17 protein-coding genes and 1 pseudogene are annotated in these 20,530 nt (G+C 42.7%); 11 read left to right on the forward strand and 7 right to left on the reverse strand.

Annotated features, from left to right (window positions below; translation table 11 throughout):
- Nucleotides 1–40: 40 nt before the first annotated feature.
- The gene (xthA, locus tag JMY06_RS09035; RefSeq protein WP_201526088.1) at nucleotides 41–859 is read right to left on the reverse strand and encodes an exodeoxyribonuclease III; all 819 of its coding nucleotides are present in this window, start codon (nucleotides 857–859) and stop codon (nucleotides 41–43) included.
- Nucleotides 860–1,025: 166 nt separating this feature from the next.
- Here xthA and JMY06_RS09040 point away from each other — a divergent pair, with 166 nt between their 5' ends.
- The 4 genes from JMY06_RS09040 (at nucleotide 1,026) to JMY06_RS09055 (ending at nucleotide 5,136) form a co-directional block, all read left to right on the forward strand.
- Entirely contained in the window at nucleotides 1,026–1,628 is a 603-nt protein-coding gene (locus tag JMY06_RS09040; RefSeq protein ID WP_227672261.1) for a thioesterase family protein, read from the forward strand.
- A gap of 3 nt (nucleotides 1,629–1,631) precedes the next feature.
- A complete protein-coding gene (locus tag JMY06_RS09045) occupies nucleotides 1,632–2,453 on the forward strand; it encodes an ATP-binding cassette domain-containing protein (RefSeq protein WP_201617977.1) in 822 nt (273 codons plus the stop codon).
- A complete protein-coding gene (locus JMY06_RS09050) occupies nucleotides 2,446–3,270 on the forward strand; it encodes an ABC transporter permease (protein WP_227672262.1) in 825 nt (274 codons plus the stop codon). The genes JMY06_RS09045 and JMY06_RS09050 overlap by 8 nt, the downstream gene beginning before the upstream one ends.
- Nucleotides 3,271–3,432: 162 nt before the next feature.
- Entirely contained in the window at nucleotides 3,433–5,136 is a 1,704-nt protein-coding gene (locus JMY06_RS09055) for an AMP-binding protein (RefSeq protein WP_201617978.1), read from the forward strand.
- Nucleotides 5,137–5,234: 98 nt separating this feature from the next.
- Here JMY06_RS09055 and JMY06_RS09060 read toward each other — a convergent pair whose 3' ends face one another.
- From JMY06_RS09060 to sohB, 5 genes are all read right to left on the reverse strand, one after another.
- Nucleotides 5,235–6,104, reverse strand: a complete 870-nt coding sequence (locus tag JMY06_RS09060) for an SDR family oxidoreductase (protein WP_201526085.1) — start codon at nucleotides 6,102–6,104, stop codon at nucleotides 5,235–5,237.
- A gap of 146 nt (nucleotides 6,105–6,250) precedes the next feature.
- Nucleotides 6,251–7,003 carry a histidine phosphatase family protein gene (locus JMY06_RS09065; RefSeq protein WP_201526084.1) on the reverse strand — a complete coding sequence of 251 codons (753 nt, stop codon included), beginning with the start codon at nucleotides 7,001–7,003 and terminating at the stop codon, nucleotides 6,251–6,253.
- A gap of 78 nt (nucleotides 7,004–7,081) precedes the next feature.
- On the reverse strand, nucleotides 7,082–8,398 hold the full coding sequence (locus JMY06_RS09070) for a phosphotransferase family protein (protein WP_201617979.1): 1,317 nt from the start codon (nucleotides 8,396–8,398) through the stop codon (nucleotides 7,082–7,084).
- Between the two features lie 88 nt (nucleotides 8,399–8,486).
- A complete protein-coding gene (locus JMY06_RS09075) occupies nucleotides 8,487–9,728 on the reverse strand; it encodes an acyl-CoA dehydrogenase family protein (RefSeq protein ID WP_201617990.1) in 1,242 nt (413 codons plus the stop codon).
- A 226-nt stretch (nucleotides 9,729–9,954) separates the two neighbouring features.
- A complete protein-coding gene (sohB, locus tag JMY06_RS09080) occupies nucleotides 9,955–10,944 on the reverse strand; it encodes a protease SohB (RefSeq protein WP_265087889.1) in 990 nt (329 codons plus the stop codon).
- A gap of 557 nt (nucleotides 10,945–11,501) precedes the next feature.
- Between sohB and aspS the strand changes: the two genes are divergently transcribed.
- The 4 genes from aspS (at nucleotide 11,502) to JMY06_RS09100 (ending at nucleotide 16,384) form a co-directional block, all read left to right on the forward strand.
- On the forward strand, nucleotides 11,502–13,346 hold the full coding sequence (gene aspS / locus JMY06_RS09085; RefSeq protein WP_227672263.1) for an aspartate--tRNA ligase: 1,845 nt from the start codon (nucleotides 11,502–11,504) through the stop codon (nucleotides 13,344–13,346).
- 136 nt (nucleotides 13,347–13,482) lie between these two features.
- A complete protein-coding gene (locus tag JMY06_RS09090; RefSeq protein WP_201617981.1) occupies nucleotides 13,483–14,454 on the forward strand; it encodes a lysophospholipid acyltransferase family protein in 972 nt (323 codons plus the stop codon).
- 229 nt (nucleotides 14,455–14,683) lie between these two features.
- Entirely contained in the window at nucleotides 14,684–15,403 is a 720-nt protein-coding gene (locus tag JMY06_RS09095; RefSeq protein WP_201617992.1) for a glycosyltransferase, read from the forward strand.
- 120 nt (nucleotides 15,404–15,523) lie between these two features.
- On the forward strand, nucleotides 15,524–16,384 hold the full coding sequence (locus tag JMY06_RS09100) for a hypothetical protein (protein WP_201617982.1): 861 nt from the start codon (nucleotides 15,524–15,526) through the stop codon (nucleotides 16,382–16,384).
- 44 nt (nucleotides 16,385–16,428) lie between these two features.
- Here JMY06_RS09100 and JMY06_RS09105 read toward each other — a convergent pair whose 3' ends face one another.
- Nucleotides 16,429–17,529 (reverse strand): glycosyltransferase, encoded by a 1,101-nt coding sequence (locus tag JMY06_RS09105; RefSeq protein ID WP_201617983.1) that lies wholly within the window; start codon nucleotides 17,527–17,529, stop codon nucleotides 16,429–16,431.
- Nucleotides 17,530–17,732: 203 nt separating this feature from the next.
- On the opposite strand from JMY06_RS09105, the gene JMY06_RS09110 reads away from it, so the two are divergent.
- From JMY06_RS09110 to rfbB, 3 genes and pseudogenes are all read left to right on the forward strand, one after another.
- Nucleotides 17,733–18,506, forward strand: coding sequence for a hypothetical protein (locus JMY06_RS09110; RefSeq protein ID WP_201617984.1), 774 nt, complete (start codon nucleotides 17,733–17,735; stop codon nucleotides 18,504–18,506).
- A 47-nt stretch (nucleotides 18,507–18,553) separates the two neighbouring features.
- Nucleotides 18,554–19,249: a hypothetical protein gene (locus JMY06_RS09115; RefSeq protein ID WP_201617985.1), complete on the forward strand. Its 696-nt coding sequence runs from the start codon at nucleotides 18,554–18,556 to the stop codon at nucleotides 19,247–19,249.
- A 352-nt stretch (nucleotides 19,250–19,601) separates the two neighbouring features.
- Nucleotides 19,602–20,453: pseudogene (rfbB, locus tag JMY06_RS09120) on the forward strand (dTDP-glucose 4,6-dehydratase); the annotation flags it as partial.
- Nucleotides 20,454–20,530: the final 77 nt, after the last annotated feature.

The raw sequence follows: 20,530 nt of genomic DNA on the forward strand, positions 1-20,530 counted from the left end.
ATCATCAATAACTATTAACATTACGTTTGTCCAATGACCGTTATTTTAAGTCAAATGTAGACCAAATCGGCGCATGATCTGATGGTTTTTCCATCGCTCGTAGCTCATAACTAATGCCAGCGTCCGTACATTTATCTTTTAAGTCTGGAGTGCATAAGATGTGGTCAATACGCATACCGCGCTTGGGCTCATCATTAAAGCCACGACTGCGGTAATCAAACCAGCTATATAGCTCAGTGCTCGTAGGATAATGCAAGCGATAAGTATCGGTAAGCTCGCGTGACATCAACGCCTCATACCATTCGCGCTCCTCAGGCAAGAACGAAGTCTTTCTATTTTTAAGCCAGCGCTTAGCATTGGCCTCACCGATACCGATATCGATATCTTCTGGCGCAACGTTCATATCACCCATTATAATCAGTGAGCGGCCTTCAGCTTTTAGTGTGTCAATATAGAGCATCAAATCAGCATAATAAGCACGCTTCATCGGAAATTTAGTCGGATGGTCTTGGCTTTCACCTTGCGGAAAGTAGCCATTGAGCACATCAATCTCACGACCTTGCAACTCATAACGCGCATGAATAAAGCGCTTTTGTGCCTCATCGTCTTCATCAGGGAAGCCTTTTTGCACAAAGATAGGCGCAACTTTCGATAATAGCGCTACGCCATAATGCGCCTTTTGGCCAAAATATTCGACGTGATAGCCCAGGCTTTCAACATTTTCGAGCGGAAACTGCTCGTCATGCACCTTAGTTTCTTGCAGACCCATCACATCGGGATCGATTATGTCACGTACTGCCTCTAACTGATGTTGACGGGCGCGGATACCATTGATATTAAAACAAACAAAGCGGGTCATGCGTTATCCTATTTTCATGAATTTATAATTGGTTTTCTAATAAACTGGTTCGTTTATTTTGCTATAGTTTATCGGCAAGCTATACTACTAATGTAATCATTATTTTATAGTCGAAACTATATAACCCTTATTATTATAATGCTTAAGCATTTTATCGAGTTATCTTATGTCTACAATCATCACTACTACAACCAGCACAAAAAATACTGCCCCTGCAAATACAGCTATGAAGCCCTTATTTGCAGTCGATTATCACGTCTATATTAATCATACAGACGCCGGCGGTATAGTCTATCACGCCAATCATTTGATATTTTTTGAAAACTGCCGCCGTGATTGGTTTACAACGCTAGGTCTGAACACTTATTTCTTACAAACAGATGAGGGTCAAATTCAGCATTTTGTGGTCAGTCAAGCAGAGTTAAAATATCAAAAAGCGATTTTCTTAGATGAAGAGATAAGTGTACGTATTGATAAAGTGGAATTGAAACCTGCCAGTATTATATTTTATCAAAGTATTCATCGCCATTTTCCTGAAAACGTCAATGTAAATGACAAGCCAGCTGACACCTTGTTAAGTAGTAGCAAAATTGTCATTGCCTGTGTACAAAATCAAACCAAACCTAGCTCAGTACCAGAGCACGCAGATAATAAATCAAATAAACCTATTACCGTGCCAAGTGCCATCCCTATTCGCCCGATTCGGGTACCGAAGCAGCTCCATGATAGCATTCAACAGGCTATCTCACAGCAGACAACTGAGCAATAAGCCTTGCTGATTTCTGACTCTAACAATAATAGCGCGCTATTAGTATTTGACGATGTGCGAGTGCATAACAAGCGCCCACTAGCCATGCATACTAACAATGCTACCGATAACACGTCTAAAAGTGCGTCTAATGGCTTTATTCATAAGCTTACTCAGAGAACTACTAATCGAACTAATAATAGTCACGTGACTGATGAACAAGTCCTAATAAATGCTGCCAGTGGTCAACTCTCCCAAGGACAGCTGACCGTGCTAACGGGGCCTTCCGGTAGCGGCAAATCAGTGTTATTGCGAGTATTAGCAGGATTATCGCCGCTGACTACAGGCGATATTTGGCTTCACAATGCTCACAATGATCGCCTTAATATTCATGATACGCTTGCTATTAAGTGGCGTACGCAAGTGGCACTACTGGCGCAGCATCCGCAGCTATTAGAAGGCAGTGTCCTTGATAACTTGCAACTGCCTTATAGCTTGCAAGCGCATCGGCACGGCTACTTTAACATCGACTGGCACATCCAGCAGTTAGATTTTTTACAGCGTAGCAAGGCATTTTTGCAGCAGTCTGCTGCCCACCTATCAGGCGGCGAACGGCAATTGGTGAATACCTTGAGGCTATTACAGCTGCAACCACAAGTATTGTTGTTAGACGAACCTACTGCCGCACTCGATGCCGAAACCGCTAATAACCTTATACAATTGCTAATGAGTTGGTTACAGGCTGAACCACGACGCACCATGCTGTGGGTTACGCATGACACTCAAGCCATCATGCCGTTAGCCGATAAGCACTGGGATATGCAGGCAGGAATATTGAATGACTGATGTTTATACCGCCATGCCTACTGATATCAGCGCTGATAATCTGCAAATATTACTGACCTACGGCGATGTGGCGCTTGCCAGCAGCCTAATATTATTGGTGATATTGATATCGTGGCGACTGCGCTTACGGCTGACAACTACGCTATTGATGGCGGCGGTTCGTACCGTAATACAGCTAAGCTTTATTGGGCTGATACTGGCATGGATATTTGCACGTGAACACTGGTACGAGGTACTTGTTATCTTGACTATCATGACCTTGATTGCTGCTGGCGCTGCCAAAAACCGTGTCAAACGTGCTTATAAAGGTTTATTAACGGATACCTTTATTGCTGTGAGCGCTTCAGCCGTGCTGGTTACTATCATTGCCATTGGGTTGATTTTACGGGTGCAGCCATGGTACACCCCGCAGTTTATTATTCCGATACTAGGACTAATATTGGGCAACTCATTGACTGCTATCTCCTTAACTAGTAATCAGCTTATTAATGCCTTTCATGAGCAGCAGGCGCGTATTGAGATGATGTTATCACTATCAGCGACGCCATATGAGGCAGTCCATGCACCCATTCGCGCGGCTATTATTAATGGTATGACGCCAACGCTTAATTCTATGATGGTGGTCGGTATCGTCAGTTTGCCGGGGATGATGACGGGTCAAATTCTCGCCGGCGCCGAACCTACCCAAGCCGTACGCTATCAAATTGTCACTATGTTTTTGATATGCGTGAGCAGTACCCTTGGCTGTACCTCAAGCGCTTTGCTTATTTATCGTCGATTTTTTAATCGCTACCAACAGCTTATTTTACCTGTCTGACTATTATTCATCATTTACTTCACCCCTCTTAAATTATATTTGTCTATCTATTTTTAGATACTATTAAGTTCCTGATTATTGATATTAATTATCATTACCGTTATGTTACTATATTGTCGGTATTTGTTGCCATACTGCTATTATATTTTGAGGATGCTAATCATGACATTGAACAAACCTTGGCTTGAACAATATCCGCTGAGTGTACCCAAGACTATCAATCCTGACCGTTACGAGAGCTTGGTGGCGTTGTATGAGGATTGTTTTGAGCGCTTTCGCATGCATCCTATTAGCATTTGTATGGGCGTTACGCATACTTATGGCGATGTCGATACCGCATCGCTCGCAGTCGCCGCATGGTTGCAAGCACAAGGACTGCCTAAAGGTAGCATTGTGGCGCTGATGATGCCCAATGTGCCTCAGTATCTACCTATTATGATTGGTATCTTGCGTGCCGGCTATGTCTGTACCCCCATTAACCCGCTATATACGGGTCGTGAACTACGACATCAATTAAACGACTCTGGTGCTAAGGTTATTTTTATTGTCGATAATTTTGCTCAAGCGCTTGAACAAGTGGTCGATGAGACGCCCATCAAGCGTATCGTACTGTCAAAAATGGGCGATATGATGGGACTAAAAGGGGTTTTGGTCAATACTGTGGTTCGTCAAGTTAAGCGTCTGGTTCCTAAATATAAACTCAATGACCCCAAACATGAAGTAACCAAGTTCCCTGACGTTCTCAAAAAAGGCAAGAATTTACCGTTTAAAGATCCCAAAACGACATTAGATCAACGAGCCATTTTGCAATATACCGGTGGTACTACGGGATTGTCAAAAGGTGCGATTTTGTCTCAGCGCAATATTGTCGCTGCCGCCATGCAATCTGAAGCTTGGTACCGCCCTATCACATCAGAGATTAATGATGTCTATATCAATATGGTGATGGCTTTACCGCTGTATCATATTTTTGCCTTTATGCTCAGCCTACTCGGTATGCGCTCGGGCTACACCTTTATATTAGTGCCCAATCCGCGTGATATGCCCGGATTTGTCAAAACTTTATCCAAACAACCGTTTCATATTTTCCCTGCCGTTAATACCTTGTTTAAAGGATTGCTGGACCAGCCTAACTTCAAGCAGCTTGATTTTAGCGCTCTGCGTATTACGCAGGCAGGTGGTATGGCAGCAACGGAACAAACTGCTGCGCGCTGGCTTGACGTTACCGATTGTCCGATGATTGAAGGTTGGGGCATGACTGAAGGCGTGGCAGCAGGCACAGCAAACGTGGTCACTGACCGCAAATTTAATGGCACCATTGGCATTCCTGTACCGAGTGTCGATATCATCGTCATTGATGATAATGATGAGCGCGTCGGTCTAAACCAAGCGGGCGAGATGTGTATGAAAGGCCCTAACGTTACCGCTGGTTATTTAAATCATAATAACCTCGTCTGCTTTACTAAAGACGGTTACTTCCGTACCGGCGATATTATTAGTATGGATGAACGAGGCTACATCACCTTGCTCGACCGTAAAAAAGACATGATTTTGGTCTCAGGCTTTAACGTCTTTCCGAATGAGATTGAATCAGTAATGCTAGACTGTGACGGTGTTATTGACTGTGCAGTGATTGGTATTCCTGATGAAAACCAAGGTGAGTCAGTAAAGATATATGTGGTGCGTGCCGATAGTCATGTTACTAAAGAGGTAATTAAAGAGTTTGCGCTGGACAACCTCACCGGTTATAAATGTCCGCGTCATATTGAATTTGTCGATACCCTACCAAAAACCAATGTTGGTAAAGTATTGCGCCAACAGCTACGTGAAAAACACTTGGCTGACCATCCTCATCCTCAACTTTGATTGCTTGAATCTTTATTTTAACTCATACAAGAACCATTAAAAAAGCGCCATGTATTAAATGCATAGCGCTTTTTATTATTTAAACGTATAAATTACGATTAGCTCATTTTATTAACCATATTTAAAGGTAAATGCTTCATCGCTTGCCCCACTATTGACCAAGGTAGGCTTGGCACACACGCCTCTTCAGCACCGGACTCAATCGCGGCAACCATCGCTTTAGTACCGGTTTCCGCATCAACTTGAAATGGTAGCGGCTTGGCATTGGTATTGATTTCAGTACGAATATAACCGGGATAAATGGTAGATACTTTAATGGGCAGATTAGTCAGCAACATATCAGCACGGATGCCTTCGGCTAAATGCGCCAAGCCGGCCTTACTCGCGCCATAAGTAGTCATATGCGCTGGTAGTCCACGCATTGCTGACATGCTCGATATCACCACTAAGTGCCCATTATTTTGGGCACGGAAGATACTCATAGCCGCTTCACACTGCGCCAAAGCGGAGATAAAGTTAATCTCCGCAGTACGGCGATTGGTCTCAAAACGACCTTTACCGATACGGCGGCTCTCTCCCACCCCAGCGTTAACCACGACTCGATGAATCTGTCCAAAGTCGGCAGCAAAAGCATCAAACACTTCAAATATGGCATTATAGTTACTGACATCCAATACGCGACACTCAATATGAATCTCAGGATAACGGTCTATTAGCTCGGCTTTTAATTGCTCTAAACGGTCGCTACGACGGGCACAAATTGCTAGATTATAGCCTAATTTAGCAAAGAGTCGCGCCATTCCTTCACCCAAACCTGAGCTGGCTCCAGTAATTAAAACCGTTTTGTTACGGCCCACTTGCTGCTTATTTAAGCCTTTAAGATAACGTGACGGCTGAATGGCACTGAGCGCCTGATCCTTACTTTGCTTGGCCGTTCTTGTCACTAGGTTTATTAACTTATGTTGCATGGGCAGTCCTTTGGATGTCTCAATACCAGTATAAAAGGCGAAAAATATAAGATTGAAATTAACGTATTATAGTAGTTATTACTTAGGATATGAATGGTGATTATGTATCAAAAATAACCCTACTACCGATAATATCCCTCTTAATCTTAGCGCCAACTGATAAAACGTTTACCATCCCCAAATAAATGGCTATATTCGTTTAAGGACAATAAGCGCGGTATTTGATCGGGCACCGTAATCGCAGTGACGCCAGTATTGACTAGACTTTTATTGAGCTGATAGGCAGTTTGACTACCTTGTTGTAGTAATTTGGCGGTAATAGCGGCAATCACACCCCCTGAGGTGAATACCAATACAGTACTATCGTCTCCTAAATGATTGAGATGGGTGATTTGTGTACGTATTTGTTCAAGCGCTTGCTGCGCACGGACATTAAACTGCGGCCAGCTCTCAACATAGTCATCATCATAGTCACCGCCATGCCAGCGCTGCATGGCTCGATCAAACAATTCTGCCAAACGTATTTTTGGCGCATCCGCTTTGGCAAGCTCTGCGGCTACAGCGGCTTGGCTGGTAAAGATAGGGTCAGACTTCATAAACACATCTTTATGATTAAACTCATCAAATATAGGTAGCACATAGCTATCCGGCGTTTCAATATCAAGTATGGGTACTTCGCCACTAGCGACTATTGATGGGTGATAAGTTTCCCAAAAATAGCGTGCAGAGTCACGCTGACGCGATAAGCTACCAGTAAAAATAGCATCAATGCGGCGCTGTGTATTTGCATAGTGCTTACCGAGCAGACGCGCCTGTATACTGCCTAGCTCTGAGAGCTGATCGTAGTTCTCTTGTCCAAATGATGCTTGGCCATGGCGTGCCAAAAGGATGGTGGTCATAACGGTATTACCTATTTTTTTGTTTAGATGGCTTTCTTCAAAACGCTATTCCTTTAAACAGTCTAGCCTTTAAATAGTTCAATCTTTAGACGGTTTAGAAGTTTGATCTTCAGCTTCCTTAGCGCTATCCTCAAAATAACCTGTTGGCAAAATGCCTTCAATAACTGCTTGTACAGGGCTCGGTAGCTTATCAATAGTGGCGGCATCAATGCCCATATCTTGTAAGTGCGGCTGTACATGAGTCGTAAACAGCGCATCGCCTTCATATTTAGCAATCAGCTTAAGACATTTAGCGTGTAAAACGTGCACAATAATCCAAAAGTTTTTAAAGGCAGGATTGGTAGTCTGCTTATGATAGTAGCGATAATAAATCTGCTGCACAATACCCGCTAAGCGGAATAAGCCAAACACTTCATAAAATGTCCAGTTATCAATCTGCAAACCCGTCTTTTCAAGGTAATAATCAACCACTTCATCACGGGTCATCATACCTTCTAGATGCGTCGGCTGCCGGCGTGATTGTTGCATGATGATATTATCATCGGCTTCAATCCAGTAGGCCAGCGCACTGCCTAAATCCATTAAAGGATCGCCAATTGTTGCCATTTCCCAGTCGAGAACGCCAATAACTTTGGTAGGATCATCGGCATCTAGAATGACATTATCAAAGCGCCAATCATTATGAATCACGCAGGTTCTACTATCGGCTGGTGTATGCTTGCCAAGCCATTGACGCACCAATGCAAAGCTGGGCACATTAGGCGTTTTGGCCTTGACGTAACGCTTATCCCAACCACTGACCTGCCGCTCGCAGTAACCGTCACCGCGACCTAACGCGACCAGTTCAGGGTTGTCGCTATAGTCTACTTGATGTAGCTCAATCAAAGCATCAATGACATTGGTACATAAATCACGCGTTTGCGCAGGATCAAGCTCAATCTCTTTAGGTAAATTAGCACGCGGGATAATGCCTTCCATGCGCTCCATAATATAGAAATCGGCGCCGATGACTGCCTCATCAGTACATAACCCGATCATCTTTGGTACATACGGATAATCATCAGCCAACGCCTGCTGAACGGTATATTCACGTACCATATCATGGGCAGATTTAGCTTTAGTGCCTTTCGGTGGACGGCGTAAGATTAGATCTTGGTTCTCATATTGCAGGCGATAGGTCCAATTAGATGCGCCGCCTGAAAACTGAGTGACGATAGGCGCGCCTTTGACATCAATATCTTGCGCACGTAACCATTTACTCACCGCTTGCGCATCGAGTTCTTCGCCGTCACGGACAGCGCCGCCTTTATCTAAGACTTTAGCATTTGTCGTGGTTTTATTATCACCGCTCTGCTTATCACTCTTAACAGTCACATTAGCATTATTAGTTGCCATTTGATGTTCCTTATCATGTGGGCATAAAATATTTTATTGTTTTACAAGTATTTAGTTATTTACTTAGGCTATTTTAATCATTAATCAATTAAGGCTTAGAAGGACGGCGAAAGCCATGACGTTTTAACTCTAGTTTGGCAATCATCGTTTTGTGCACCTCATCAGGACCATCGGCTAAACGTAGCGCTCTTGCCTGCGCAAAGAAGCTTGGTAGTAACGTATCTTGGCAAACGCCCATCCCGCCATAAATCTGAATCGCCATATCGACCACTTCTTGAAGTACGGTGGGCGCAACCACTTTAATAGCTGAGATTTCAGTTAATGCCGCTTTTGTTCCTTGGCTGTCCATTTTTTGTGCCGCATATAAAGTCAGTAGACGCGCTTGGTCAATTTTAATACGCGCTTCTGCGATACGTTCTAAATTACCGCCTAGCTCTAATAAGGGCTTGCCAAAGGCCGTACGCTTCATACCGCGATGAATCGCCAGCTCTAATGACTTCTCCGCCGCGCCAACACAGCGCATACAGTGATGAATACGTCCTGGTCCTAGGCGACCTTGCGCAATCTCAAAGCCCATCCCCGGCCCGCCAATAAAGCTGCTGACAGGCACACGTACATCGGTAAAGCTAACTTCGCCATGACCATGCGGCGCATCATAATCCCCAAATACTTTTAGCATCCGCTCAATATTGACCCCTGCTGTTTTTGCCGGAACCAATACCATAGAGTGTTGATGATGGCGGTCTTTGCTGTCATCAGGCGTATAGGCCATCACAATCAGCAAATTAACAGCCGGATCGCCAAGACCAGATGACCACCATTTGCTGCCATTAAGGACAATCTCATCACCCTCGACCACAGCAGTTGCCTGCATATTAGTAGCATCGCTGGAGGCGACATCCGGCTCAGTCATACAAAATACTGAGCGCGTTGAGCCTGCTAATAGCGGCGTCAACCATTGGTCTTGCTGCTGAGAACTACCATAACGCCACAATAGTTCCATATTACCGCTATCGGGGGCATTGCAGTTAAAAACATACGGCGCAAGTAAACTGCGTCCAGTCAGCTCAGCAATAGGCGCGTAATCTGTGACTGACAGCCCAGCACCTAATTCATCATCCGGCAAAAACATATTCCAAAGCCCTGCAGTGCGTGCTTGTTCTCGCAACGTCTCATACGCTTCTGGCCACTTCCAATTCAGCCAATTGCCATCGGGGTTTTGCTCATGACAGTCTTGCCAAAATTGCGCTTCTATTGGCTCAATATGGGTTTCAATAAAGTCCTTGATCTGCTCGTGCATAAACTGACCGTGTTCGGTGGCGGTAAACATTAATGTAGATGCTGTAGACATAGTTATACTCCTCTTCCTTGTTGGACACTTTTAGTTTTAGTTTTAGTTTTAGTTTTGAGATAAAACTGACTCTGACTATTTATAGCATAACCCCAATCAACAAACAGCAAAAAGGCGCGACCGACAAGGGCACGCCTTTAAGATAATTAAAAGATATATGAATAATTGTTAATTAATATTAGAAGCTATTTAGTATCAACCACCCTTATTTTAAAATATTTAAACGACTGTTATAATCAAAGCGCATCAAGGTTTCTGGGAGTTTATCAGCGGCGATGCTTAACGCCGCTTCAGCCGCTTGCGACAGACCTAGTTTTTCTGCCAAGGTTGGCTTTTGGCGTGAATGCAGCACATAGACTTCATTATCGTCCATCAGCTCTAGAATATAGCTGTCAGACGTTTGCAAGCTATCTACTAAGTTGAGATGCACGGCATCTTCACCATACCAATGCTCGCCAGTCGCAACTTTATCCAAATCCAGCATGGCGCGATAGCGATTGACGAAGTGTTTAAATAGCTGATGGGTTTGTTCCAGCTCTTCTTGATACTTAGCACGGTCTTCGGCATCATTTTCGCCAAATATGGTTACTGTGCGCTTATAGTCGCCAGCCGTGAACTGCTCATAATCGACATCGTGATTTTTTAGCCATTTATGGAAGTTAGGCAATTGTGATACCACCCCGATTGAACCAATTATGGCAAAAGGAGCTGCAATGACATTATCAGCAACACAAGCCATCATATAACCACCGCTGGCGGCCACTTTATCCACACATACCGTCAATTTCAGTCCAGCATCTTTCAGACGTACTAACTGTGCGGCTGCTAGTCCATAACCATGTACCAAGCCGCCACCTGATTCAAGACGTACGACCACTTCATCGCCTTCATTGGCAGTACTTATTAGAGTGCTAATCTCTTCACGCAAATGCTTGACCGCTGTGGCTTTAATATCACCATCGAAGTCGAGCACAAAAACTTGATGGCTGTCATGTTTTCCCTTAGCCTTTTTCTTTAGTGCTTTCTTATTCTCTTTAGCCGTCCGTTTTTTGAATTGCTTGAGTGCTGCCTTACCTTGGGTTGCCTCTACTAAGTCTTGACGGCGCTGCGCTTGGGTCTTATTAAGATGCATGACTTTAAGTTCAACAGGATTTTTGGCTGGATGAAATAGCATAAAGATAATTCCTTTAATAATTAAAATAGTGACCGTATTTTTGTTAATGATTTTTATACAGGGTAGCTTGATATGTGCGCAAAGTAGTGGGTTTTCAAGCACGAAGATAATATTTAAACAATTGCTAACATTATTGAATAAATAGTCCGATTATAGCGTATTCCTGTCTCTTGATTGTGTCGGTATAGTTGTATAACAAAGGCAGTTTAGGCATAATATGCGTTTATACCAAATTTTCTGCAGTCAACGTGATGACCATGGGTCTTAATCGCGCTGTGTATGCTATTTTTTAATGATAGCTTTAATGGTCTATAAATAACGTTTATTGACTTTAAAATAGCGATATTAAAATAGCCACCCTACTTAAGGCCAGCTTTTAAATTATCAACTTTGCTTGCCGATTGGCGCTGATCGTCATTATGGTAGGGGCAGGTTTAATTACTATTAATTTTATGGTGACGGGTTAGCATTGGTTGAAATCAAATAGTAGTGGCTGCATTATTATGCTTTAAATTATTATAATTCGAATTTTGAATTGGGCTGACAACTGGATAACCATTATTATGACGGACAGTATTATGACGCAACATGAAATGACAACGCACAGCCAATACCGCGATGAATATTGCGGCGCGGTAACCGAAAACCTGTTAGAGCAAACCATTAGTATCGTCGGCTGGGTACATCGTCGCCGCGATCATGGCGGCGTGATTTTCTTAGACATGCGTGACCGCGCTGGTATTTTGCAAGTGGTTGTCGATCCAGATACCCCAGAAGCCTTTGCTACTGCCGATGCGGTACGTCCTGAGTATGTGCTTAAAATTACGGGTCGCGTTCGTCGCCGTTATGAAGGTACTGAAAACGCTAGTATGACCAGTGGTCAAATCGAGCTACTAGGCAAAGAGATTGAAGTATTGGCCAAGTCTGAAACCCCGCCATTCCCATTGAATGATGAGAATATGACGGTATCAGAAGACTTACGCCTAAAATATCGCTACCTTGATATGCGTCGTCCGCAAATGCAAGATCGCATGGTATTCCGTGCCAAAGCCACTTCAGCGATTCGCCGTTATCTAGACGATCATGGCTTCTTGGATGTTGAGACCCCTATCTTGACTCGCGCGACTCCTGAAGGCGCTCGTGACTATCTAGTCCCTTCACGCACACGTCCAGGTAACTTTTTTGCCCTACCGCAGTCACCACAGCTGTTTAAACAATTATTGATGATTTCAGGTTTTGACCGTTATTATCAAATTGCCAAATGCTTCCGTGATGAAGATTTACGTGCGGATCGTCAGCCTGAATTTACCCAAGTGGATATTGAGACTTCTTTTCTGAATGAAGAAGAAATCATGAATGTCAACGAAGGTCTTATTAAGCATGTATTTAAAACTATGATGGACGTTGAGTTCGATAAGTTTCCGCGTATGACTTACGCCGAAGCAATGCGTGACTATGCTTCAGACAAGCCTGACTTACGTATTCCATTAAAATTAGTCGATGTTGCAGACCTTATGCAAAGCGTTGATTTTAAAGTATTCGCAGGCCCTGCTAACGATCCTAAAGGCCGCGTTGCTGCACTGCGTATTCCTAACGGTAGTTCATTAAGCCGTAAAAACATCGATGAATACACTAAGTTTGTTAGTATTTATGGTGCGCGTGGTTTGGCTTATATCAAAGTCAACGATGCCAGCAATATCAATAACGGTGTCGATAAAGAATCTGGTTTGCAATCACCAATTATCAAAAATATGACCGATGACGTGCTGGCTAGCTTAATTGACCGCACTGGTGCTGAAGACGGCGATATCATCTTCTTCGGCGCGGATAAAGCCAGTGTCGTGAATGATGCAATGGGCGCACTACGTCAGAAGATTGGTTTGGATCTTGAGATGACCACTTGCGAGTGGGCACCACTTTGGGTCACTGACTTCCCAATGTTTGAAGAGACTGACGATGGTAAATGGACCTCAATGCACCATCCATTCACTAAGCCTAAAGGCTCAGTATCTGAGCTAAAAGACAGCCCAGCGACTGCCCTATCTATCGCTTATGATATGGTATTAAACGGTACTGAAATCGGTGGCGGTAGCTTACGTATCAATACTCTTGAGATGCAGCAAGCCGTATTTGAAGCCTTAGGTATCGATGAGCAAGAAGCCGAAGACAAATTCAGCTTCTTACTTGACGCGCTAAAATTCGGTGCGCCGCCGCATGGTGGTTTAGCCTTTGGTTTGGATCGACTGATTATGTTAATGGTAGGTGCAAGCTCTATCCGTGATGTAATCGCTTTCCCAAAAACCAAAACGGCTGAAGATCCGCTGACTAAAGCGCCTGCTGAAGTAGATAACAAACAGCTACGCGAACTCGGTATCCGACTGCGTGAAAAAGCTCAGCCCGATGCTAGCAAACCTGCTCAGTAAATAGTTGGATTATGCGCAAATACTTTTTACAGTCTAATTTTCAGCGACAATGCTTGATATTACGGTGCAACTTTTTAGCGGGTAAAAGGTTGCTCTGTTATTTTCCATCATATAATCTACTACAATGTGAGTGATCATGAATCCGTATCAAGTGTTTAAATACGTGCCACTATCTGTCCTACAGATGTTGGCACGTTTTGTTGCTTGGATCATGATGTTGCTGCCGGACTTAAGTATTGTGCGTACTATTAAGATTAATATGACGCTGGTCGCACCGGACTTATCTGGTCATCAACAACAAACTTTAATTAAAGATATTGTTCGCAACCAATGCCTCAGCAGTGTTGAGTCCATTAAAAGTTGGGCAATGGCACCAAAATGGAGTATTGCGCAAATTCGCGATATCCATAATCAAGACATATTGCTAGAGGGACTGGCCAGTCCCAATGGTATGCTCGCCATCGTGCCACATTTGGGTACGTGGGAGATGATGAACGCTTGGCTCAATCAATTTGGCGCGCCAACTATTATGTACAAGCCCGTTAAGGGTGAACTCACCAATAGCTTTGTACTGCAAGGACGCTCGCGCCTCAACGCAACCCTAGTCCCAACCGACGGTAGCGGCGTCAAAGCCATATTTAAAACCCTGAAACAAGGCGGCTTTAGCATCGTTTTACCTGACCACGTCCCTGATCCTTCAGGCGGTGAGGTGGTGCCATTTTTCGGTGTTGAAACCTTAACCAGTACCCTTGCATCAAAACTTGCTAGCAAAACCAAGTGCGCCCTAGTCGGTGTATCTTGCATCCGCCGTATTGATGGTCGCGGTTTTGATATTTATTGTTATAAGCTCGATGACCCTGACCTTTATGATCGCAATGCCTCTATCTCTACCTATGCTCTAAACCAAGCGATGGAGATGATGATAAAAGAAAACTGCAGTCATTATATGTGGGGCTATCGGCGCTTTAAACAAATCCCCATCTTAGGCAATCCTTATAATGCCCCTGAAAGCGCACTAACAGATTTTGTCCGTGCCACCCATACCTCGCGCTCTGATGCCTATTCCCCTATGGATAACGACGCAAGCAACAGCGAACAAAACAAATGACGCACATGATCATGATAACAATGCACCGCTATGAAGATACCAGTGTTTAAACGTTCGAACATATAAATTATGCTAAAGTTGGTAGATATTTTTTAGCCTTCTGTTCATCTCAATCACTCCCTATCAATACGAGTACATCATGGCAATTGACGCAACCACCACCTCATCGACAACGTATAAGCACGAAGATGCTAATGACAAAGCATCTGAGCGCCGCTATATTATCTGTATGAAATGGGGTGATAAGTATGGTTCTGAATACGTCAACCGCCTATACAACATGGTCAATCGCCATTTGACCTTAGACTTTCAAATGGTTTGTTTAACTGACGACAGTACCGGTATTGATCCTGCAGTACAGTGCTACCCAATACCTGAGCTGAATCTACCTTCAGGTCTGCCCGAACGCGGTTGGAAAAAGCTCACCACCTTTCAGCCTGAGCTCTATGATCTCAAAGGCGTGGCACTATTTTTAGATATTGATATCGTCATCGTTGATAATATTGACAGTTTCTTTACTTATGAGGCTGAGCATAAAGATAGCGTGGTCATCATTCGTGACTGGAAAAAACCGTGGCGGATGATTGGCAACAGTTCGGTATATCGCTTTAACATCGGCATGCACACCTACCCTGACTTACTGGCTAACTTTGAGCGTAACTTTGATACTATTCGCCAGCAAGTACGCCACGAGCAGGCTTACTTATCCAACTATTTACGTGAGCATCATCATTTAGAATATTGGGATAAAACGTGGTGCGTTAGCTTTAAATACCAATGTATCGCGCCCATTCCCTTTAACATTATACGTGCGCCAAAACTGCCTGATGGCGCCAAAATTATCATTTTTCACGGTGAGATTAATCCACCTGATGCTATCGCTGGTAGTGGCGGTAAATGGTATCGCCATGTAAAGCCCAGTCCATGGCTCACACCGTATTGGCAATGAATTGTCCACATGTCTCAATCTATCAGCATCTTAATGATTTAGGAAATATAATTTAACAAGACAGTTAAATTAAAAATAGCAGTTGAAAGCAGCGGCTAAAAGCAACTATCGGAAAACAATATGTCGTTAAATTCGAGACTACCTCCTACTGTTGAGTTTGACATTGGTAACCAACTTATCACTATCAAGGCTTTTAATGCCGATGAGTCAAAGCAAAACCTACATCAGCAAGCGGTAAATATTATCGCCTCCGGCCCTTCTATAGCTAATATAGCCTTCTCAGGCCTGCAAGATACGCCCACTATTTTTGTCAACGGTAGTATCAGTCTCATTCAGGAACATAACTTTACCGATGTCGTAGGTTATGTGATTAGTGATGCCCGCTTTATCAACCATCAACCTGAAATTTTACAAAAATATTATACTGGCCAGCCCTTGTACGCGACCTTAGCCGTGTTCGAAGCAATGGCCGTAACTCATCCTGATATCATGCGCACTTACCATGATGCCATGCGCGTATTATACCCCGTAGACAGACCGTGGGGCGTTAAATCAAATAAGCTATTATTTAGTAAGTTGGCGTTTAGAAAGAAGCTGCTCAATAATAAAAAACCTTTAACTTACTTCACCAATCATCCCAATTTTATTATTGACGATAGCCTTAACTCTGCTGCTATCGGCGTCTCTCTTAATATAACTTATGGCTTCGTAGAAGCGGGAACCGTCGCTTATGTGGCGACGCAGCTAGCATTCTCACGCCATGCCTCGGCCATTCATCTTTATGGAATCGATTTGCTCAACAGCAATCAACCACGGTTTTATGAAAACGAAGACAATAGCGCCCCAAGCAAACTTGATAAAGCCATCAGTGACCGTATCGTGCCATCATTTAACTTGTTAGGTAAAGTCTATAAAGAACATGGCGTCCCCATTATCAATCACTCTCCTGTTTCTAAAGCGTTATTCGATAGTCTTGATTAATACTATTCTTTAGGCTTAAACCTAAATACAAATATGAGTCTCTCTCACTCTGTAACCTGACCGAACTCTAGATATTGACGAGCGATATGGTGAGGCAACAGCTGCTGGTTGAATGCTACTTTATAGTTATCTAGATTGGTTATGGCCTGATTCATTAGTGTTGCTAACGCCTCGATATCGCCTACAGGAACCAAGTTTTTCTCAGGTAATAACTCTCTTGGGCCAAACGGACAATCCGTACTAATCACTGCCACCTCCAACGCTTGCGCCTCGACTATAACATAGCCAAACCCTTCAAACTTAGAGGTAAGTACCAGCAAAGCTGCGTCGGCAATTAATGGATAAGGATTGGCCTGAAACCCCAAAAACTTAACACAGTTGTCGATATCAAGTTGAATAGCCAACTGTTTAATCTCATTTTCAAGTTTGCCTTTACCCACCAATACCAAAGGTTGCTTTCGCTCTGTTTTAGCATATGCTTGCAACAAATCTTGATGGTTTTTCATCGTATCGAATGACCCGACGTGAATCATATATTCCTTAACCGTCAAACCAAACTGCTCGATAGCCAACGGCTGCGCGGCTGCTTTTTTAATTTCATTGACATCACATGGATTATAAAGCGTCGTCGTTCTATTCAGATTGCCTATAAGTGCCAGCAAATCCTGACGCGCACCATCGCTGACACAGCTACAAGGATGAGCACTATAAATCGTTTTTAAATGCGCAATGATTTGTGCCGGTTCGGTTGCCAACTTATCTTGGAATTGCTTGGATAGCGCCGTATGCAACACATTCACAATACTTGGTAGCTGACTATAAGCCATAATCCAATTGAGTTTGTAAATATTAACCAGTATTAAATCCGGCACTCCTATATTTTCAAGCACATAATTGTCTATGCGCTTCGCAACTGTCTTATATGCTGCTGCTGGCTCAGACTCTTCCTCAAAAAGTAGCTGATTGTAGGGCACAACATGATGTTGAACACGAGGATCTAGGGGCATCTCCTGCGTATCTTCTAGGCAGAGCACATGAACGCAATAGTCCATCTCTACGTAAGCACGCGCCAATGTTGTTACCATACGTTCGGCACCGCGCCCTTCTAACGCTTTTAATATTAGTAGAATAATGGGTTTGCTCATAGATGCCTTAATATATTTTCTTAATATGATGCTATAGTTGGTATACTAAACAGGTTTATCAATCAGATAATTAATTGGTTAATTATAGCTTAGGTTTTTCAAGATAAATACTAGGGATGAGTGGATTAATGACGTAATATTTGTCAAACTATCCCTATCAAGCAATTCAATATTATTATATTCGTTAGCAGGGCTCGAATGAGATGACAGCACCTTCAGGATGGCAGCGTAAACTCGTTTCACTGTTCAAAAGTGAAAAGACACTGAATGCAGGTAAGGTTGTTAAGACCTTTAATGACAAAAGTACCGATGAGATGAAGGCGTCAATTATCACCATAACAATGTGTGATTCTATGGCGTTGTCCCCCAAACCTCGAACCAAAGATTTAGAAGGTCATTTAAACAACTTAAAGCATCAATTCATTGGCCAATCAGAGCTGTGCTTTTATCATGCGACAATTATTGTACTGCTTCGTCGCAATTACAAACCTGAGGAAACCTTTGCTGAATTTGAAAGGTTATGGATAACAGAAACGGATTATTTATTGAACAATTTATCGTTACGTTGGGTCATCTCTGCTTGTGATACTTTTATCGATCACACAACTGATACGACCAGAGCCGCTATTTTGATGAATGTCACTACCTTAATAAATACCTTAAAGGTCTATGAAACCGAGCAGTTTTTACAACAGAATCCTAATTCTGAACCCCTGCCACTGGTTGCCGATAAAGTTGACGCGCTCTATCGCAGCGATCTTCCTTTATATGAAGGTCTCACCTATTTTCGTATTGGTACCGATGATACGCTAAAACATATGCGTAGCCGCTACGAAAATTTCTATGACGCTGATAAACTGGCAGCTACTATGTTACTATTTGTTTTTGATAAACTGCAAACCAATAATAGTGCTTTTTCTACTTTGCGAGCACTACATAGAGATGATAAGTCCAAATGGTGGATTGATATCCTCTAGAGTTTCTCGAAAAACTTATTCCTATTCAATTTTTTATAGAGTGACCCATGACGACATCTGCGCAGCCTTTATCTTTTACCAACATGAGCGCCACAGATAGCTTTATTGTGTGTTGTTTTTATACCGACAGCTATCGCAATCAGGCTTTATCTTTAAAACAATCTCTTGATGATTTTAACTTAAACTATTACTTTAAACAGGTCAAAGATGCGGGATACTGGGAAGCAAATACTCGTATCAAGCCGCATTTTATTTTGGAGTGTTTACAACAGTTTCCAGACAAAAACATCCTATATTTAGACGCAGATGCCCTCGTAAAAAAACCATTAGATTATTTTAATCATATCACTGCTGATGTTGCATTTTATAAGACCAAAGGTATGGCAGAGATGTCTCATGACTATCTGGCAAGTACGATGTTCTTTAAGAATACCGTTAATACTGTTAACCTTGTTAACCAATGGATTATTGAGCAAGTGAATGGCAAGCGCATACAGGTCGATCAAGACAGTCTTGATGCCGCTATGGATAAGCTTAGCGACACTTTGACTGTTGAACCACTCAAGCCCGGTTATATAAAAATCTTCGATAAAGACTATGATGGTGACGTTTATATTGAGCAATATCAAGCCAGCCGTAGTCAAACTAAGCTTAAACGGCAAAAAATACGCTGGCGTAATAGAGCAATAGGCGGCACTGTTGTAATCGTTTTATCTGCCTTAGCGTATTCACTATTTTCATGATCTGAAAATATGTATGCTATAGCATTCAGATATTTAGAGGTATTATTTCCTGATAACAACTATTTTTTGAATAAACCTATAGATAAGATATTATCTATAGGTTTATTCATTGTATCCTAAATAGGTAGCATTTTACTGACTACTGCTTGACGATCGTTACTATTACTGGTGTTCCCAATGTTAATTGGACATGTATAACAATACAGTAATCTAATCCAAGCGCTGCTCTATATTTTTTCTTTACCCAAGCCTTCGTTTTTTCGATACGATGAGTAATATTCTTTTTGAGAATGATTTGCAGGTTAGATCATTACTATTTCACACTATTCCACCAAAATAAACAGGTTTGGCAATGAAAGTTTTAGTAGCCGGTGGTGCTGGATTCATAGGATCCGCCGTTATACGCCACATTATACAAAACACTAAGGATCAAGTTTTTAATATTGACAAGCTAACCTATGCCGGTAACCTAGAGTCACTTGCTGATATCGATCAAAATCCCAGATATACTTTTAGGCAAATAGATATTTGTAACGCTAAAGACTTAGAGAGAGCTTTCTACAGCTTCCAACCAGACTTAATTATGCATTTGGCTGCAGAGTCTCACGTAGATCGTTCAATTGATGGCCCAGCTGAATTCATCAATACCAATATCGTCGGTACATATACTTTATTAGAGGTTGCTCGTCATTACTGGCAAAGTCTTGATGATAATGCACGATCACAGTTTAGATTTCATCATATTTCAACTGATGAGGTTTACGGGGATATGGACAATACTACTGATTTATTTACTGAATCCACCCCTTATGCGCCAAGCTCTCCCTACTCTGCATCAAAAGCCAGCTCAGACCACTTAGTACGCGCCTGGTATCGAACTTACAAGTTACCAGTTATTATCACTAATTGTTCAAACAATTATGGCCCTTATCACTTTCCTGAAAAACTTATTCCTTTAGTGATTCTCAATGCTTTAGAGGGTAAGGAATTGCCAGTCTATGGTAAAGGTAACCAAATACGGGATTGGCTCTATGTCGAAGATCACGCTAGAGCACTTTATAAAGTCGTGACCCAAGGTACTATTGGAGAGACCTATAATATAGGTGGGCACAATGAGAAGCAGAATATTGAGGTAGTAAGAACGATTTGCCAGATTTTAGATGAACTTCAGCCTCGAAAAGATAAGCTGACCTATGAATCACTCTGAACCGCCCCGGTATTGTCGGAGACTCAACAATCTGAGAGAATACGACAATGAAAACACGAAACTACACTCCCGAG

Origin of the sequence: Psychrobacter urativorans (assembly GCF_904846675.1) — a bacterium.
GTDB classification, from domain to species: Bacteria; Pseudomonadota; Gammaproteobacteria; order Pseudomonadales; family Moraxellaceae; genus Psychrobacter; species Psychrobacter urativorans_B.

Bases quoted from the DNA above. Each gene is read 5' to 3' on its own strand.
- JMY06_RS09075 (WP_201617990.1), bottom strand. From the start codon at position 9,728: ATGTTTACCGCCACCGAACACGGTCAGTTTATGCACGAGCAGATCAAG.
- xthA (WP_201526088.1), bottom strand. From the start codon at position 859: ATGACCCGCTTTGTTTGTTTTAATATCAATGGTATCCGCGCCCGTCAA.
- JMY06_RS09065 (WP_201526084.1), bottom strand. From the start codon at position 7,003: ATGACCACCATCCTTTTGGCACGCCATGGCCAAGCATCATTTGGACAA.
- JMY06_RS09100 (WP_201617982.1), top strand. From the start codon at position 15,524: ATGTCGTTAAATTCGAGACTACCTCCTACTGTTGAGTTTGACATTGGT.
- JMY06_RS09105 (WP_201617983.1), bottom strand. From the start codon at position 17,529: ATGAGCAAACCCATTATTCTACTAATATTAAAAGCGTTAGAAGGGCGC.
- JMY06_RS09110 (WP_201617984.1), top strand. From the start codon at position 17,733: ATGACAGCACCTTCAGGATGGCAGCGTAAACTCGTTTCACTGTTCAAA.
- JMY06_RS09040 (WP_227672261.1), top strand. From the start codon at position 1,026: ATGTCTACAATCATCACTACTACAACCAGCACAAAAAATACTGCCCCT.
- JMY06_RS09115 (WP_201617985.1), top strand. From the start codon at position 18,554: ATGACGACATCTGCGCAGCCTTTATCTTTTACCAACATGAGCGCCACA.
- JMY06_RS09060 (WP_201526085.1), bottom strand. From the start codon at position 6,104: ATGCAACATAAGTTAATAAACCTAGTGACAAGAACGGCCAAGCAAAGT.
- aspS (WP_227672263.1), top strand. From the start codon at position 11,502: ATGACGCAACATGAAATGACAACGCACAGCCAATACCGCGATGAATAT.
- JMY06_RS09095 (WP_201617992.1), top strand. From the start codon at position 14,684: ATGAAATGGGGTGATAAGTATGGTTCTGAATACGTCAACCGCCTATAC.
- JMY06_RS09090 (WP_201617981.1), top strand. From the start codon at position 13,483: ATGAATCCGTATCAAGTGTTTAAATACGTGCCACTATCTGTCCTACAG.
- JMY06_RS09070 (WP_201617979.1), bottom strand. From the start codon at position 8,398: ATGGCAACTAATAATGCTAATGTGACTGTTAAGAGTGATAAGCAGAGC.
- JMY06_RS09050 (WP_227672262.1), top strand. From the start codon at position 2,446: ATGACTGATGTTTATACCGCCATGCCTACTGATATCAGCGCTGATAAT.
- JMY06_RS09055 (WP_201617978.1), top strand. From the start codon at position 3,433: ATGACATTGAACAAACCTTGGCTTGAACAATATCCGCTGAGTGTACCC.